This is a genomic window from Gemmatimonadota bacterium (assembly GCA_026705765.1).
GTDB lineage: Bacteria > Latescibacterota > UBA2968 > UBA2968 > UBA2968 > VXRD01.
On the sequence record JAPPAB010000011.1, the window covers coordinates 20,735 to 38,299 of the forward strand.

Consider the following 17,565-nt stretch of genomic DNA (forward strand, 5'->3'; position numbering starts at 1 on the left):
GCCGTCCCCTACAATACCATGCGGAATTTCTACATGATCTTTATGAACATATTAACCCGCGGTATCGCCACTGCATTTTGCATCCTCCTCATCTCATCCCACCTCTGCGCGCAGGGGACCCAGGATGAAAACGCCCATTACGAACTCGCCACGCGGATCTTCAAAGATGGCCTCTATGCCGACGCCGCGCGAGAATACAAGCAATTCATCATCAACTTCCCCACCAGCAAGCGACTGCCCGATGCCATGCTGCGCGTTGGGCAGGCATATGCCAGAGCCGAACAATACGACCTCGCACTCGAAGCCCTTCAACAATTCATCGACCGCTACGCCACCCACATCGAAGTAGCCACTGCAATGCGCACACGCGCCAATGCCCTCCGCCAACTCGGAGAACACACCCGAGCTGGCGGAGCCTATCGCGAGGTACACGCGGCCTATCCCGCCTCGACAAACGCGCCCCAGGACCTCTTATCAGCCGGCGAAAACTACCACAAAGGCGGCGCCTTATCAGAAGCGGGCGCGGCTTATCGTCAACTCGTCGAACAATATCCCAAATCATCCCTGATCAACGAAGCCACCTTCAACCTGGGCCGCGTCCTCCTCGAAGAATCGCGCACCGAAGAAGCCCTCGCGCAATTTCGCACCCTCTCCGAACGTCCCGGTCCTGCAAAACACAAACCCGACGCCCTCCTCGAAATGGGCAACATCGCCCTATCGCGCGACAACTTGCCCGAAGCAGAGCGCATCTTTGCAAACCTGCGCGCCAGATATCCCACGACACCCGCCGCCCAGAACTCGCACCTCATCACAGGCGCGTGGCACGCCCGCAAAAACGACTGGGCAAGCGCTGAAAAAACCTATAACAACGCCCTCGCAACAATACCGAACAACACCCGTCGCCAACAAGCCCTGTTGGGAAGTGCAAATGCAAAACGCAAACTCGGCAAAAGCGAAAGTGCACGACAGCGCTACGCCGCATTTCTAAGAACCTACCCCAAAAGCCCCTTCCACGCCCATGCCCTCATAGGTTATGGGCGCGCATTTGCAGACCTGAAAAACTATCGCAATGCCCTGGACGCCTTTAAAAATCTTCAGGAAAAATATCCAGACACAGACATCAGTATCCAGGCCTATGGCGACATCGGAAACATCTGGCGCGCGCTTGGAACGCATCAAAAGGCATTATCCGCCTATCAAACATACCTCACGCGCATACAATCCCCCGGCGAAAAAGCCAGAGCGCGACTCCTCATCGCGCAAATCTGCGAAGACCTGCACTGGCACGACCTCGCAGCCGAAAATTACCGCACCCTGATCGACAGCGCAAGCGCGCACTACGCCTCTGAAGGTCAATACGGCCTTGCCCGCGTATTTGAAAAAACCGGAGAACCCGCACTCGCACTGCGAGAATACCGCACCTACATCAAAAATCACGGCGACGCCGCACGCGCTGAAACAGCGGAAACGCGCATCCAACTCCTCACCGAATACGGCACCGAGACCGACCGAGACCGCACCTATATCGAACTCCTCGCCAACCTGCCCGGCATCGCCGACGATGCACACACGCAATTAAAACTCGGCAAAACCTTCTACAACCAAAAACACTACAACCGCGCAATCACCCACCTCGAAACCGCCTTGACAATCCAGGGAATACCCCCCTCGGCTTATGAACACATACTCGTCGAACCATCAAACGAAACCCCTGAAAACACGCCCGCAACCACACCTGACGACACACTCGCCCTTGCAGCCGAAGCCGCACGCGCAGCCGAAGCCATCCTCGCATTGGCTGACGGGCGGGCACAGGAGGACCTGCCCGCGTCGGCTAACGACGACACAGTCGCCGACACACCCCCATCGGCCGACACATCCGACGAAACATTCAACAACGCGCCCCCCTGGGTACCTGAAGCCTATTATCTCCTCGGCAACAGCTATCTAAAACAGGCCCGCAGAGCCACCCTCGAAAACAAATCCCCAGACCAATGGCAAGACAGGGGCCTCACAACACTCAAAATACTCATCCAAAAATTCCCCGACAACGACCACACAAAAGACGCCGCACTCACCGTCATACACACAGAAACAGCCCACATACAACCCGACACCCTCCGCGCGCAAACGCGTCTGAGCGCCTATCGCGCCTATAGCAAAACACACGCCAACAGCCCCGACCTCCTCCTGCGAATCGCCGACGCCCACTTTTCCAACACCCACATCGACAGCGCCCTGAGCCTGTACCTCCAGGTACAGAAAAAATCCGACAATCCCACACACAGTGAAAAAGCCACCTATGGCATCGGCCTGTGTCAGGCACAGCAACAACAACACGCGCGCGCCGAAGAAACCCTGAAAAACTTCCTCTTCAACTACCCCCAGAGCGACCTGACATCCCACGCGCAATTTCAACTGGGACGCATACTCCTCGACCGGGAATTTTACGCCAGCGCCGCCGAAGCATTCTCCGAACTCCTATCCGCATCTCCCTCGCTCGCACTCCAGCGGTCTGCCCGCGACCTGTTGGCGGAAAGCCACCATCGCCTGGGCAACTATCAACGCGCCATAGAAATAGACGAAAGCCTGATCACCCACAACACCACCCCTCAACTATTGCGCCGCCTCGCCGAATCCTATGCGCAAAACAACCAGCGCGACAAAGCCGTCACAACTTATAACATGTACCTCCGAAAATATCCACAAGCACCCGACGCCGACAGCATCGCCTACACGCGCGCCGAACACCTATCATATCTCAACCGCACATCAGAAGCCCTCACCGCCTTCCGCGAATTCTCCAAAAAATACCCCAACAGCCCGCTCGGCACACAGGCGGATCAGGCTGTAGGCGACCTCCTCTATCAAACGGAAAAATACGCCCAGGCCATCGCCGCGTACCAGCGCGTACCAGAACCTGCGCGCAACGAAACCATGGCCGCCCGCGAAGTCCTGAGCCTCTACCGCCTCCGGCGCGTTGGCGAAGCCAACAAAGCCGCGGGCCAATTCAAAAAAACCTATAAAACGGCAACCGAATGGATCGCCCGCTTCGAAGTCGAAAAAGGCAGATATCAACTCGCCGTCAAAAACCCCAAAAAAGCGCGACAAATCTTTCAAGACATCGCCAAAAAATACGCCAGAACCGAAGCAGAAGCCGACGCGCGCTATTACATCATCCGCGCCTATCGCGACGAAGGACCCGACAAAGACGGCAACAACGACCCCTATCTCAACGCACTCACCACCTTCATAAAAAATTATCCCGACAGCCCGCACTGGGTAGATGCCAACCTCGAACTCGCCGCATTTTGGGAACGCAACGAAGAATACAACCTCTCTGCACGCGCATATCGCAACGCCATTGAAAAAGGCGTCGCCAAATCCGAAAAACCCGGCATCCTCCACAAACTCGCAAAAAATTACAGCAACCTCAACGCCTATGACCTCGCCATCAACTTTGCGCGCCAACTCATCCGAGAATTTCCCCAGGACCGCCTCGCCCTGGACGCCCGCATCGACATCGGCACCATATATCTCCCCAACAAAGGCGCCCACGAACAAGCCATTGCAGAACTTCGGCCCCTGCTCAAACTCGTGACCGAAGAAAACGAAAAAGCCAACATCCAATACGCCATTGCAGAAAACTATTTTGAAATGGCCGACTATGCCAACGCACTCCGAGAATTTTTGATCATGCGCTACAACCAGAACGCGGGGGTCATGTGGATCGTATCCGCACAAATGAAAGTCGCAGAATGCTATGCGGCACAAAACAATATTGAACAAGCCTTACAAGAACTCGAAGCCATCAAACGCAGCCACGGCGTGGCCAGCATGTACGGCATTGGCGCGGAAAAGCTCATTCAACAAATAAAAGCACAACGACAATAACCATGCCCACCGACCAAAAAGAAGCCCTCATCATCGTCGAACAGCCCACCGAACTGGGCCGGGACCTGCGCGCTGCACTCGAAGAACTCGGCTGGCAAACCCTCGTCACCAACAGCGTGAGACCCGCCAGAAAACTCCTCTCAGAAAACCCGTTTGACCTCCTCATCCTGGACGAAACCACATTGCCCGAAGTGCAACTGGCCGACATATTATCCGACCGACCTGAAAAAATCCCCATCTTCGTCATCACCACACAAGGCGGCACGCAACTCCAAACAACCTTAGATCCCGATGTCCTGCTCTCCTATCCACTCATCCCCGTAGAATTGCAGGACGCCCTGACGCAAAAACGCACCCCGCCCGACACCGCCATCCTGGGCCGCTCAGACACCATGCAACAAATCCGGGAAAGCATCGCACAAATCGCGCCCACCCCCGTCAGCGTACTCATCACCGGAGAAAGCGGCTCGGGGAAAAACCTCATCGCCGAAGCCATCCACCGGCAAAGCGCGCGCAGCGACCAACCATTTCTCATCATCAACTGCGGCGCAATCCCCGAAACCCTCCTCGAAAGCGAACTCTTCGGCCACGAAAAAGGCGCATTTACCGACGCGCGCACACAGCGATCCGGCATCTTTGAAGCCGCCAACCGCGGCACCGTCTTCCTCGATGAAATCGGCGAAATGTCCCTCTCTGCACAGGTGCGCTTATTGCGCGTCCTCGACGCCAGAGAAGTCACCCGCCTGGGCAGCACCGCCCCAATAGCTGTTGACGTCCGCGTCATAGCCGCCACCAATCGCAACCTGCAACAAGCCGTTGCCGAAGGCAAATTTCGGCAAGACCTCTACCAGCGCCTTCGCGTCATAGAAATCGAAATGCCCCCCCTGCGCGCCCATCCCCAGGACATCCCCCTCATCGCGCAAAACATCATCCAAAAACAAAGCGACGAACTGAGCATGCCCCCCATAGAATTCGCACCCGACGCGATGAACGCACTCCAGCAATACCACTGGCCGGGCAATGTCCGAGAACTCATCAACCTCATCGAACGCCTCATGGTCCTATCCAAAACCCGACACATAACCGCCGCGGACCTCGCGCAGTTCCTCGACACATCCCCGGTGGCAGAACCCTCTTACCTGCCCGTCCTCGCGGGCAAAACACCTGCAGAATCCGATCGCGACCTGCTCTACTGGGCCATACTCGAAGTCGCCAAAGACGTCAAAGAACTCAAAGCCTATATCATGCAAAGCATGCAAACGCCTGTACAAAATACACCAACACCCGTACTCCCCATCTATGACACACCCATAGAAGACACGGAAATCAGAGAAACCGACGCAGGTGCAGGTTTAAAACCTGCACCTGCTACCGAAGAAGACATACGCCCCTTGCGAGAACTCGAACGCGAAGCCATCGCCAATGCCCTGCGCGTAACCGGAGGCCACCGCGAACGCACGGCAAAACTACTCGGCATGGCCGTGCGCACGTTGTATCGGAAGATCGATCAATACGATTTGTAGAATTTCTCGGAACCATCCAACAGGGTCGTGGGTCTAACCGTCAAAATTCTTAATTCCAAATTCCAAAAGGAGTTACCCGCCATGACACACCGCACCATCGCGCTATTGGGCCTCATCGCACTGCTATTGTCCCCCGCCCATACGGGCGAAGCCGCACTCACACCCGAAGAAAAACAGGCCATTGCCCAAATCAAAGCTTATAACACCGCCTTCAAAGCCATTGCCAAAGAAGTCACCCCATCGGTCGTGACCATCAACGTCACCCTCAGTGCAGAGGACATGCCTCGCCGCCGCGGCTTCCCCTTCCCCTTTGACTTCGAAGAAAGGCCAAACCCGAGAAACCGAAGACCACAGCCCATGCCAGACCCACAAACCACGGGATCGGGCATCGTCATAACTGCCGACGGCTATATCCTCACCAACCACCACGTCGCGGGTGACGCCGAAAAACTCACCGTCACCTTCAGCGACAACCGCGAATACGACGCCGAACTCGTCGGCTCTGACCCGCGCACCGACATCGCCGTCATCAAAATTGACGCCACGGGACTAAAACCCGCAACCATAGGCAAATCAGACGCCGTTGAAATAGGCGAATGGGTACTCGCCGTAGGCGCGCCCCTCAACCTCAAATCCACAGTCACAGCCGGCATCGTAAGCGCCGTTGGCCGCGACATCAACATCATTCGCGACCAGCAGGGCTTGAGCATCGAAGACTTCATCCAGACCGACGCCGCCATCAACCCGGGCAACTCGGGCGGTGCCCTCGTCAACCTCAACGGCGAAGTCATCGGCGTCAACACAGCCATCGCCACATCCAACCGATCCTTCATCGGCTATGGCTTTGCAGTACCCATAGACCTCGCCAAAAAAGTAATGGACGACATCGTTGCACACGGCAAAGTCAAACGCGGTTATATCGGCATCAACCTCGGTTCCGTAGATGCGGGAACAGCAGAGGCTTTTGGACTTGACCGTCCCAAAGGCGTACTCATCAACGATGTCCTGGCCAATACCCCGGCCGCAAAAGCCAACCTCAAAGAAGGCGACATCGTCCTCTCAGTAGATGGCCAACCCGTCAATCGACCCAACCACCTCCAGAGCCTGGTCGCCCGCAAACACCCGGGCGACACCGTAACACTCGCCATCAGGCGCAACACCGAAAACTTGACCATCCGCGTCACTCTGGGCGAACGCCTACCCGAAGACCTGGCCAGCGCTGATGACGCGCCCGAAAAAGAACGAGAAAATGCATCCGTCTCAGAAATCGGCCTCACCGTCCACGACATCACCGCGAAAACAATCGCAGAATACGGCATCGCTGAAAACACCACAGGTGTAGTCGTCACCGACGTCTCCCGCGAAGCGCGCAACGCCGGCTTCAGCGAAGGCGACATCATCTTTGGCGTGCGTCAAAGCCCCTTTCAGCAAGACATCAAAACAGTACACGACTTTGAAACTGCCGTATCCAAACTCAAAAAAGGGAAAAACGCCGCATTTTCAGTCATCATGCGCGATGGTCGCCGTCGCTTCCTATCCCTCAAAATATAAGGATCCAAGTAATGAGCACCTCTGAAGCGCGGCTCGTGATAGCCGCCAGCGAAACCGACGCCGACATGTACTACGCCACGCGCTTCCTCGCGCCCGACCCCTTCATCTTCTTTCAAATCGGCGAAGAAAAACACCTCCTCATGTCCGACCTGGAACGCGACCGCGCCCGCGCGCAAGCCCAGGTCGATCATGTACTCTCCCTATCCGAATACCAGGAAAAAGCAAAAAAAAATAACGAAGAACCCTCTCAAATCGATGCCTTACACGAAGTCCTGCAGGAAAAAAACATCACCCACCTGAACGTCCCCCGCGCCTTTGCCATAGCCACGGCAGACGACCTGCGCGAACGCGGATACACCGTGGCATTTCCAGAAGGCGCGTATTGGCCCGACCGGGAAATCAAAACCCCTCGAGAAATCGAATACATCCGCGAAGCACAACAACACACCGAAGCCGCAATGGACGCCGCCATAACCCTCATCCGCAACTCGGAAATCCGCGGCGACACTCTCTACCACAACGGCGAACCCCTCACCTCGGAACGCGTCAAACGCGACATAAATTTTCTCCTCCTCGAACGCGACTACACAGCCGGTCACACCATCGTCGCCGGTGGCGACCAGGCCTGCGACCCCCACAACGAAGGCAGCGGACCCCTGCACGCGCACCAATCCATCATCATCGACATCTTCCCCCGCTCAAACACCACTGGCTACTTCGCCGACCTCACCCGCACCGTCGTCAAAGGCGAACCCTCTGCCGACCTCCAGAACATCTACGACGCGGTCCTCGCCGGACAAAACCTCGTCCTCGACAGCATCCGCGCAGACGCAGACGGCCAGGACATCCATCGGGCACTCACCGAACTATTTGAAAACCGCAACTTCGAAACCGGCAACATAGACGGCCGCATGCAGGGCTTCTTCCACGGCACCGGTCACGGCCTGGGCCTCGAAATCCACGAACCCCCGCGCATCGGCAAAACCCCGGACACCCTCCGCGCCGGGCACATCGTCACCGTTGAACCGGGCCTCTACTACCCGGGCCGGGGCGCCGTGCGCATCGAAGACCTCGCCGTCGTCACCGAAGACGGACTCGAAAACCTGACGACCTATCCGAAATTTCTCGAAGTATAATACAGTTAGATAGGGCAAACCATGCCTATAAACCAGATACAAATTGCCCCAGAACTGGAACGCGCGTTGCAGCGGTTTCTCGATTCTGTGACGCTGGAGCGCGGGTTGTCGGATAATACGGCAAGTGCATATCAACGCGATTTGAACAGGTATTTGACGCTGTTGACGGATTTGGGGATTGATGCGCCGGATGAGATTTCTCAGGCAGAGGTGTCCGCGCTGTTGAATTTGCTTTCGGAGATGGGGCTGGAGGCGTCGAGTGTGGCGCGCAATTTGACGGCGGTGCGGATGTTTCACAGGTTTTTGTTGGGAGAAGGTCTCGCGCGTCGAGATCCGACAGAGCATTTGAAGCCGCCTAAGTTGGGGCGAAAGCTGCCGTCGGTGTTGAATATTTACGAGGTTGAGCGGTTGATGTTGGCGCCGGATGTGGAGACGCCCTTAGGGTTGCGCGATCGCGCGCTTATAGAGATGCTTTATGGGGCGGGGCTGCGGGTGTCGGAGTTGATCGGGTTGTCGCTGACGGATTTGCTGTTTGACGTGGAGGTGGTTCGGGTGCTGGGCAAGGGTGGGCGCGAGCGGGTGGTGCCGATTGGGTCAGAGGGTATTGAGTGGGTGACGGCGTATTTGGATGCGGTGCGCCCAGGTCTGGCTAAGCCGCGTACGGGGTCAGAGGTGTTTTTGAATTTTCGCGGTGGTCCATTTTCGCGGATGGGCGTGTGGAAGTTGCTGAGGCAATACGTGGTGCTGGCGGGGTTGGAGAAGAAGGTGAGTCCGCATACGCTGCGGCATTCTTTTGCGACGCATTTGCTGGAGGGGGGTGCAGATTTGCGGGCAGTGCAGGAGATGCTGGGGCACGCGGATATTTCAACGACGCAGATTTATACCCATGTGGATCGGGAGTATTTGAAGGAGGTCCACCGGACGTTTCATCCGAGAGCTTAAAGGCGGTTGAGGATATCGCGTTGACAAAACACGTAGAACTGAATATACTATCTTTGCACACAGAAAGGACGCATTATGAACGTTCTCACCATTGAAAGCCGTGTCGCAGCCCTTGAAGCGATCGTTGAGCAGATCAACCACCGATTGAATAGCATCGACAATCGATTGAACAACATGGACAACCGTTTTACGAATATCGAGAATCGAATCAACAGCAACTTTAAGTGGACAGTCGGCTTATTGATTACAGTTCTCCTTACCAATATCGGAACGGCTATCACCATCATTTTGACGCTGAATAAAACTTAACCTTCAGGGCGAGGCATGCCTCGCCCCTACACCTTCCTCAACCCCTCACAAATCACCTCCGCCAGCCTCATCCCCACCCCCTCAACCTCTGCCACCTCTTCAACCTCTGCCTCTCGAATCCGCTTCACCGAACCAAAATGCTTCAACAGAGCGACGCGACGCGACGGACCCACCCCGGGAATTTCGTCAAGCTCCGACGTCAGCGTCCGCTTATCGCGCAACTTGCGGTGATATGCAATCGCAAAACGGTGCGACTCATCGCGCAACATCTGCAACAACTTCAACGACGACGACGACTTCGGAATATTCTGCGGATCGGACAGCCCCGGCAAAAACACCTCCTCCAACCGCTTCGCCAGCCCAATCACCGGTTGATCTTCAATCCCCAACGCTTTCAACGCCTCAACCACGCTCGAAAGTTGACCCTTGCCCCCATCGACCAGCAACAAATCCGGAAACTTCTTGCCCTCCTCCATCAGCCGCTTAAACCGCCGCGTCACCACCTGCTGCATCATCGCAAAATCATTGGGCCCCTCCAACCCCGTAATTTTAAAATGCCGGTACTCGCGCTTCCGCGCCCTGCCATCCACAAAACACACCAGCGACGCCACCGGATCCGACCCCTGAATATTTGAAATATCCACCGCCTCAATCCACCGCGGCGGCTTCTCCAGATGCAAATCGCGCTGAAGTGCCTGCACCGATGTCGGCGCTTGCGACCTGCGATTCTCGCGCTTCAACCGCCGCTCCGTCAACAACAACCGCGCATTATTCTCCGCCATCTTAATCAACCGAAACTTATCCCCCCGCTGGGGCACGCGCATCTCAACCCCACCCTCTGAACGCGCTGTAAGCCAATCGAGCACCGTCTCTCGATCCTCGATATCACACGGCAGGCACACCTCACGCGGCACAAACGTAGCCGTCGTGTAAAACAACTGCACAAATTTTGAAACCACCTCCTCCTCAGACGCATCGAGCACCCCCCCGATAAAATAATTCTGCCGCCCGATCAACCGCCCATCGCGCACCTCCATCACCACCCCGCAAGCCTCGTCATCTTCCCGCGCAACCGCAATCGCATCCCAATCCGCCAAATCATTGGACACCACCTTTTGCCGGCTCGAAGCCTGCTCCAGCGCCTGAATGCGATCCCGATAAATCGCCGCCTCCTCGAACTTCAGCGCCTCTGCCGCCCGCTTCATCCGCTCGACAAGCGTCGCCATAACCTGCGTATGCCGCCCCGTCAAAAACAACACCGCCTCATCCACAATCTTCTGATACGCCTCCGCCACAATCAACCCCTCGCACGGACCATCGCACCGCTTGATCTCGTAATCCAGACACAACCGCACATTGGACTTTGGCAAATCGTAATCACAACTCCGAATCCGAAACAACCGGTGCATCGTCTCCACCATCCGCCGCATCGCCCGCACATCCGTATAAGGACCCAAATAGCGCGACCCATCCTTCACCACATCGCGCGTCACCACAACGCGGGGAAACGCCTCCTTTGTAATGCGGATATACGGATACTTCTTATCGTCCTTCAAACTGATATTATAGCGCGGCTTGTGCGCCTTAATCAAATTCGCCTCTAAAATCAACGCCTCCAACTCCGTATCCGTAACAATATATTCCAGATCGCGCACATTGCGAACCAGCGCCCGAAACTGCCGCCGCCCATCATGGGCATTCGGGCGAAAATACTGCTGCACCCGGCTGCGCAACACCTTCGCCTTGCCGATATAAATAATCTGCCCCTCGTCACCCTTCATAATGTACACACCAGGCTCTCTGGGCATCAGCGCCACAACACCGTCAATATGTTCGCTCATATTGCGCTTCTCCCCTACAATTCCACAATCTCCACATCCATCGCATTCAAATCCAGAATCCCCACCGTCTCTCTCCCAGTCGTCCACCCGCACGCCTCCCCCGGATTAATCACCAGCGTATCGCCTCTTCGCACATCAATCTCATGCGTATGCCCGTAAAAAATCACATCATAAGCGCCGCTTTGTGATAGGGCATCCACCTCATCTGGCTCGTGCAACATCAAAATGCGCTTGCCCTCCCACTCGTGTACATAAGGCGGGCGGTGAATCGGACCCAGGTCCTCAAAAAGCGCCCGCAGACCGAACTTCTCCCCATCGTTATTCCCAAAAACACCGACAAAAGGCACCGTCAAATCACTCATCCAGCGCGCATTAAACGGCGCGATATAATCCCCCCCGTGCAGCACCAGCCCCACATCGCGCGCATTAAAAAGCGCAACGGCCTTCTCAATCGCGTGTTTATTATCGTGTGTATCCGTAATCAAACCAACCAGATGTGATTTTCCCATAGTATTGAACTCCCGCGTAATAAATCTTTGCCCATAAACGAATTTTCATAATTATATACATTAAATTTCCCAAAAAAAACAAAAAATCGTATCTTTAATAAATTAGATAACGGAATAGCGCGCTGTGCCCGATGGCTCATTTGATTTATGTGTTAGATACAGGAGCAGATCCCCCATGCCCATACTAAAAATCGGCCTCCCTTCCGGAAGCCTTCAGGAATCCACGCTCACCCTATTTGCCAAAGCCGGTTATCGCATCCGCGCCAGCCACCGATCCTACACGCCCGTCATCGACGACCCCGAACTCGAAGGCTTATTTTTGCGCGCCCAGGAAATCGCGCACTACGTCGAACGCGGCGTCCTCGACATCGGCCTCACAGGCATCGACTGGATTCGCGAAAACGAAGCCGACATCATCGAAATCGCCGAATTTGCCTACAGCAAAGCCACATCGCAACCCGCGCGCTGGATCATCGCAGTACCCGAAGACTCGGACATCCAGACCATCCAGGACCTGCAGGGCAAGCGCATCGCCACCGAACTCGTCACAGCCACGCGCAACCACCTCAAAAACCAGGGCATAACCGCCCAAGTCGAATACTCCTGGGGATCCACCGAAGCCAAAGTGCGCGTACCCGGCCTCGTCGATGCCATAGCCGAACTCACCGAAACCGGATCCTCTCTGCGCGCCAACAACCTGCGCGTCATAGACACCATGTTTGAAACCACACCCAGACTCATCGCCAACAAGCATGCCTATAGCGACGCGTGGAAACGCGAAAAAGCGCAACACATCGCCACCTTGCTCATCGGCGCATTCAACGCCGAAGACAAAGTCGGCCTCAAAATGAACGTACGCCGCGCCGACCTCGCGCAAATCGTCAAAAACTTGCCCGCGCTCAACAACCCCACCATCGCCAACTTACTCGACGAAAACTGGGTCGCCATCGAAGTCATCGTCGATGAACGCATCGTGCGCGACCTCATACCAAAACTCAAAAAATCGGGTGCCGAAGGCATCATCGAATATCCCTTAAACAAAGTAATCTATTAATTAAAAATTCTCCTCAGGAAGCGAACCCATGCGTGGGATTAGAGCACAGATCAAAATTTCTCACTGCGTAATATTATGCCTCATACTGGGCTGTGCGCTGCGCTTTGTGGGATTGACCAGAGGAGATAGTTCGTTTGTACTGGACGAATCGGGCCAATCTGAGAGGGCATTTTACCATTTCCATCCCGACGAAACGGCCCTCATCCAGGCCGCTTCAGGTCCCATTGACCCACTATCCCCCAAAATCACCAGCTATGGTATGCTACCCATCTATCTTTTGCGAGGTGTACTGGAATTTAACAGCACGATTTTCCGTCAGGACTTTACAAACCAGAAATCACCCGATAGGGTCCGATACGTATATTTCACCGCTCGTATTCTGGCAGTATTGGCTTCCTGTCTGACCCTGTATCTGGTCTGGTTACTGGGTGCCCGGTGGTTCAGTGACCTGACGGGTCTGCTCGCTGTTTGCGTCGTAGCCGTAGCCCCAATAGCAATCCAACTGGCCCATTTTTATACCGTAGATGGATTGTTCACACTGCTGATTCTGGCCACCGTGTATGTCCTTTTAAGAGCATTGGAACGACCTGATTGGCGGTGGTATGTACTCACGGGCATATTGATCGGACTCAGTGCCGCCGTGCGCCTGATAGGCTTATCAATGGGACTCGTTATGCTGGTCGGCCATGTCACTCGTCAGCGACAATTAAAAGCAGTCCTGACACCCGCCATTTGGCTGGCGGGTCTATCAACCGTGTTGTGTCTGCTCGCTCTCCAGCCTTTTCTCTTATTAGACTATGATCTCATTTTTGAGGATACAAATCCTTACGGTCTGGGTTTTGCGATGGAATGGGCCCGAGGAGAATTCCTCACCATCTGGAGCCTGGTGGATATCCACACCATCCCTTATCTGTATCACTGGAGCCATCTGTGGCCTCTGGGGGTGGGTTGGCCGCTTACCATCCTCTTCGTCTTTGGATTATCGTATAGCCTCTGGAAAATAGATCATCAAAAAGGACTGATCCTGCTCTGGATCGGGATCTATTTTTATGTAATCGGCGGCTTGCAGGCCAAGCCCATAAGGTATCTCCTGCCTCTATTGCCCTTTTTGGCTCTTTTGGCTGCGGATTTTTGCGTCTGGTTCATCCGATCCCCTCAATTCGCCCGGGCGCGAAAATTGGCCGTTGGGATCTGCGCTGCAATATTTATGTACAGCACCATCTACGGCGTTGCTTTTGCCAGCCTCTATACCAGGGAAGACAGCCGCATCCAGGCCGCACGCTGGATAGACCAACACATCCCCGCCAATAGCCGGATCGGTGTCGAAAGAGGTGGGTTCTCTATGCGCGGAATGATCAATTCAGAGCAATATTCCGTTCGTCCAATCAAGATGGGAGTACTCTTTACATTACGTGGATTCACAACCTGTAAAGCAGAGTTCATTTTTATAGAAGATCAGCTACGCCACCTGGATTATATAGCCATAACAGACATCAACCGCTACCAACAATTCACTGCCGCCCCCGAACTGGTTCCGGGGGGTGCGGCTTTCTACCGAACATTGGTAGAAGGTGCGTTGGGTTTTGATTTGGTCCAGCGCTTCAGGCACTATCCCTCTCTGGGTAGCATAGTGTTTAAAGATGAGGGCAGTGAACCGACATTTGTAGGCTTTGATCACCCAACTGTCATGATCTTTAAAAAAAACACTGCCTATCAGCAGGGCATAGCACACCTGCAGAAACAGGCCTCGACAAATCCCCATTGTGTCGATTCTCTGTTGGAGACAGCCTGTTCCGCCCTTCATTCAGGAGATTTTAACCAAAGTCTCCTGGCGGCCAAACGAGCGATAGCGCAATTTCCCCAATCGAAAATTGCCTATCTCATTGCATCAGAGATACACCAACAAAGGGGAGATGAAGAGGCCCTGGAACTACGCCGGGCATACTGGGCAGAGATAGCACGCAATCTGAGTTCGCATTGGCTGCTCTGGGGAAGCGGACAGAGTTTATTGGAATTGGGCCTGACCGATTTAACTTTATCTGTGCTCGAGGAAGGGGCTCGGCAAATCGTCCCAGGAAAGGAAATCGAGGCAGCCAATCTGTATATCATTCTCGCCTACCGTCTATACCACCGCCAGGAAAAGGAAGAGGCCGCGAAAGTCCTCTTGTTTTCAACCCAAATTCACCCACTACCTGTGGCTTATAATTTTCTGGCAAATATCGCTCTACAAGGAGAAGACCACAAACAGGCGACAGAGTATTTCGAACAATCGCTACAGTTAGACGATAAACAAGCTGATGTACACGCCACGATAGGGAAAATCACGGCCCGATTCTTGAACGACCAGCCAAAAGCTCTGTACCACTTTCAAAAGGCACTGGAACTGGATCCCAAATTAGAGGCCGACCTATCCAGATGGATAAATTAAACGAGCAGCAATAAAATGATCGAAATCATCAAATACAACCGTCAGAGTACACCTCCAAAACTCGACGCCATACTCTCGCGCACCCCTGATTTCTCCGCCGAACAGGAAGCAACCGTGTGGGAAATCGTCCACACCGTAAAAAAGCAGGGAGATCGCGCCCTCCTCGCGTACACCAAAAAATACGACGGCATAACCATGAAAGCCGCCGACATCCGCGTACCCGAAACCGAAATCAAAGCCGCCCATCGCAACGCCGACCCCAAATTCATCGAAATCATAGACGCAGCCGCGGCAAACATCCGCAAATTTCACGAAACCCAGCGACAAACATCCTACTTCATCGAAGACGGCGACGGCGTCATCCTCGGCAAACGCATCCTCCCCATCGAACGCGTAGCCCTGCTCATCCCCGGCGCGAGTGCCCCCTTATTCTCCACCCTGCTCATGGCCGCCATCCCCGCGCAAATCGCAGGCGTCCCGCACCTCTGCATCGCCACGCCCCCGCAGCCAAACGGCGCCATACACCCCGCCGTCCTCGCCACAGCCCATCACATAGGCATACGCGAAATCTACAAAGTATTTGGTGCTCAGGCCATCGCCGCACTCGCCTACGGCACCGAAACCATACCCCGCGTTGACAAACTCGTCGGACCCGGCAACCCCTATGTACAAATCGCAAAAAAACGCGTCTTTGGAACCGTTGACATCGACATGATCGCCGGACCCAGCGAAATCGTCGTCATCGCCGACCACACCGCAAACGCCAAACACATCGCCGCCGACCTCCTCTCACAGGCCGAACACGGCAGCGGATACGAAGCCGCAGTCTGCATCACACCCTCTGCCGACCTCGCAGCGCAAATCGCCGATGAAATCGTCCAACAAGCCGCCGATTTGACACACCGCGAAGCCATACAAAAAGCACTCGACCGCTTTGGTGCAATCGTCGTCGTGCGCGACCTCGCCGAAGGCATTGACCTCGCCAACCGCATGGCACCCGAACACCTCGAACTCATCGTCGCCGACCCATGGGCACACCTGCAAACCATTCGCCATGCCGGCGCCGTATTCCTCGGCGCGGCATCATCCGAACCCGTGGGCGACTACTACGCGGGCACCAACCACATCCTGCCCACAGCCGGTGCCGCCCGATTCGCGTCATCCGTTGGCGTTGACACCTTCACCAAAAACATCAGCATCTTACAATACACCGACCAGCGCCTGCAAAAAACCGCGGGCCACATCATCAGCATGGCCGAAACCGAGGGCCTCGACGCCCATGCCAATGCCATCAGGATCAGGATGCCATGACCTACCTCCAAAACATAAAACCCGAAGTCCGCGCCCTGCACGGGTACCATCTCACAGCCTACGACTGTCCCATCAAGCTCAACCAGAACGAAAGCCCATTTGACGTACCCGACAGCTTGAAAGACGACATCTTGCGCGCCGTCCGCGACAAATCCTGGTCGCGCTATCCCGAACCCATGCAAATGGACCTCGTCGAAGCACTCGCCGACCACGTGGGCGTCCAACCCGAAGGCCTCATCGTCTGTAACGGATCGAACACCCTCGTACAACTCGTCCTCGGCGTCGTATCCGCACCCGGTGTCCAGGTCGTCATCCCCTCGCCCTCATTCTCACTCTACGGTCTCTACACCGACATATTCAGCGGACGCGTCCTCGACATACCCCTCACGGAAAACTACGGCTTCGACATCCCGGCTCTATGCCGCGCTGCCAGCGAAAAAAACGTGCGCCTCATCATCCTCTGCTCCCCCAACAACCCCACGGGCTGCGCCATCTCAAACACAGACCTCGACAAACTCCTATCCAGCACCAGCGCCCTCGTCATGGTCGATGAAGCCTACGGCGAATTCTACACCCAGACCGCCATAGACCTCTTGCCCAAACACCCCAACCTCATCGTACTCAAAACCCTCTCCAAAGCATTTGGCGCCGCGGGCATCCGCATTGGATATCTCATCGCCCATCCCGACTTGCGCGACGAAATCATCAAAGGCAAAATCCCCTTTGACATCAACATCTTCTCGCACACAGCGGCCATGGCCATCCTCAACCACAAAGACCTCATACAAAAACGCATCGCCTTCATCTGCGCAGAACGCGAGCGCGTCTTCCAATCCCTCACCCAAATAGACGGCGTCACACCCTATCCATCACACGCCAACCTCATCCTCTTTGAAGTCGCCGACCCAGACCGCGTCTTCACCGGACTCATCGAACAAGGCGTACTCATCCGCAACGTCACATCCTATCCCATGCTCGACAGGGCGCTGCGCGTATCCATCGGCACCGAACGAGAAAACGACCTGTTTTTAGACGCCCTTAAAAGGACACTGTCTGAAGCGGTGTAA

12 protein-coding genes are annotated in these 17,565 nt (G+C 55.1%); 10 read left to right on the top strand and 2 right to left on the bottom strand.

Going from position 1 to position 17,565, the window contains the following annotated elements:
- Positions 1-33 precede the first annotated feature (33 nt).
- The 6 genes from OXH16_01465 (at position 34) to OXH16_01490 (ending at position 9,355) form a co-directional block, all read left to right on the top strand.
- A complete protein-coding gene (locus tag OXH16_01465; protein MCY3680035.1) occupies positions 34-3,894 on the top strand; it encodes a tetratricopeptide repeat protein in 3,861 nt (1,286 codons plus the stop codon).
- Positions 3,895-3,896: 2 nt separating this feature from the next.
- Positions 3,897-5,417 (top strand): sigma-54 dependent transcriptional regulator, encoded by a 1,521-nt coding sequence (locus tag OXH16_01470; protein ID MCY3680036.1) that lies wholly within the window; start codon positions 3,897-3,899, stop codon positions 5,415-5,417.
- An 81-nt stretch (positions 5,418-5,498) separates the two neighbouring features.
- Positions 5,499-6,968 carry a Do family serine endopeptidase gene (locus OXH16_01475; protein MCY3680037.1) on the top strand — a complete coding sequence of 490 codons (1,470 nt, stop codon included), beginning with the start codon at positions 5,499-5,501 and terminating at the stop codon, positions 6,966-6,968.
- An 11-nt stretch (positions 6,969-6,979) separates the two neighbouring features.
- Positions 6,980-8,104, top strand: a complete 1,125-nt coding sequence (locus OXH16_01480) for a Xaa-Pro peptidase family protein (protein ID MCY3680038.1) — start codon at positions 6,980-6,982, stop codon at positions 8,102-8,104.
- A gap of 21 nt (positions 8,105-8,125) precedes the next feature.
- Positions 8,126-9,046, top strand: coding sequence for a site-specific tyrosine recombinase XerD (xerD, locus tag OXH16_01485; protein MCY3680039.1), 921 nt, complete (start codon positions 8,126-8,128; stop codon positions 9,044-9,046).
- Between the two features lie 75 nt (positions 9,047-9,121).
- Positions 9,122-9,355 (top strand): hypothetical protein, encoded by a 234-nt coding sequence (locus tag OXH16_01490; protein ID MCY3680040.1) that lies wholly within the window; start codon positions 9,122-9,124, stop codon positions 9,353-9,355.
- A 26-nt stretch (positions 9,356-9,381) separates the two neighbouring features.
- Here the strand turns inward: OXH16_01490 and uvrC are convergent, their stop codons facing one another.
- On the bottom strand, positions 9,382-11,196 hold the full coding sequence (uvrC, locus tag OXH16_01495) for an excinuclease ABC subunit UvrC (protein ID MCY3680041.1): 1,815 nt from the start codon (positions 11,194-11,196) through the stop codon (positions 9,382-9,384).
- Between the two features lie 14 nt (positions 11,197-11,210).
- Positions 11,211-11,705, bottom strand: a complete 495-nt coding sequence (locus OXH16_01500; protein MCY3680042.1) for a metallophosphoesterase — start codon at positions 11,703-11,705, stop codon at positions 11,211-11,213.
- A gap of 175 nt (positions 11,706-11,880) precedes the next feature.
- On the opposite strand from OXH16_01500, the gene hisG reads away from it, so the two are divergent.
- From hisG to hisC, 4 genes are read left to right on the top strand one after another with little or no spacing between them, the layout of a single operon-like run.
- The gene (hisG, locus tag OXH16_01505; GenBank protein MCY3680043.1) at positions 11,881-12,759 is read left to right on the top strand and encodes an ATP phosphoribosyltransferase; all 879 of its coding nucleotides are present in this window, start codon (positions 11,881-11,883) and stop codon (positions 12,757-12,759) included.
- Between the two features lie 28 nt (positions 12,760-12,787).
- Positions 12,788-15,187 carry a glycosyltransferase family 39 protein gene (locus OXH16_01510; protein MCY3680044.1) on the top strand — a complete coding sequence of 800 codons (2,400 nt, stop codon included), beginning with the start codon at positions 12,788-12,790 and terminating at the stop codon, positions 15,185-15,187.
- A 15-nt stretch (positions 15,188-15,202) separates the two neighbouring features.
- Entirely contained in the window at positions 15,203-16,498 is a 1,296-nt protein-coding gene (gene hisD / locus OXH16_01515; protein MCY3680045.1) for a histidinol dehydrogenase, read from the top strand.
- Complete coding sequence (gene hisC, locus OXH16_01520; GenBank protein MCY3680046.1) at positions 16,495-17,565, top strand: histidinol-phosphate transaminase; 1,071 nt, start codon at positions 16,495-16,497, stop codon at positions 17,563-17,565. Before hisD ends, hisC begins: the two co-directional genes overlap by 4 nt.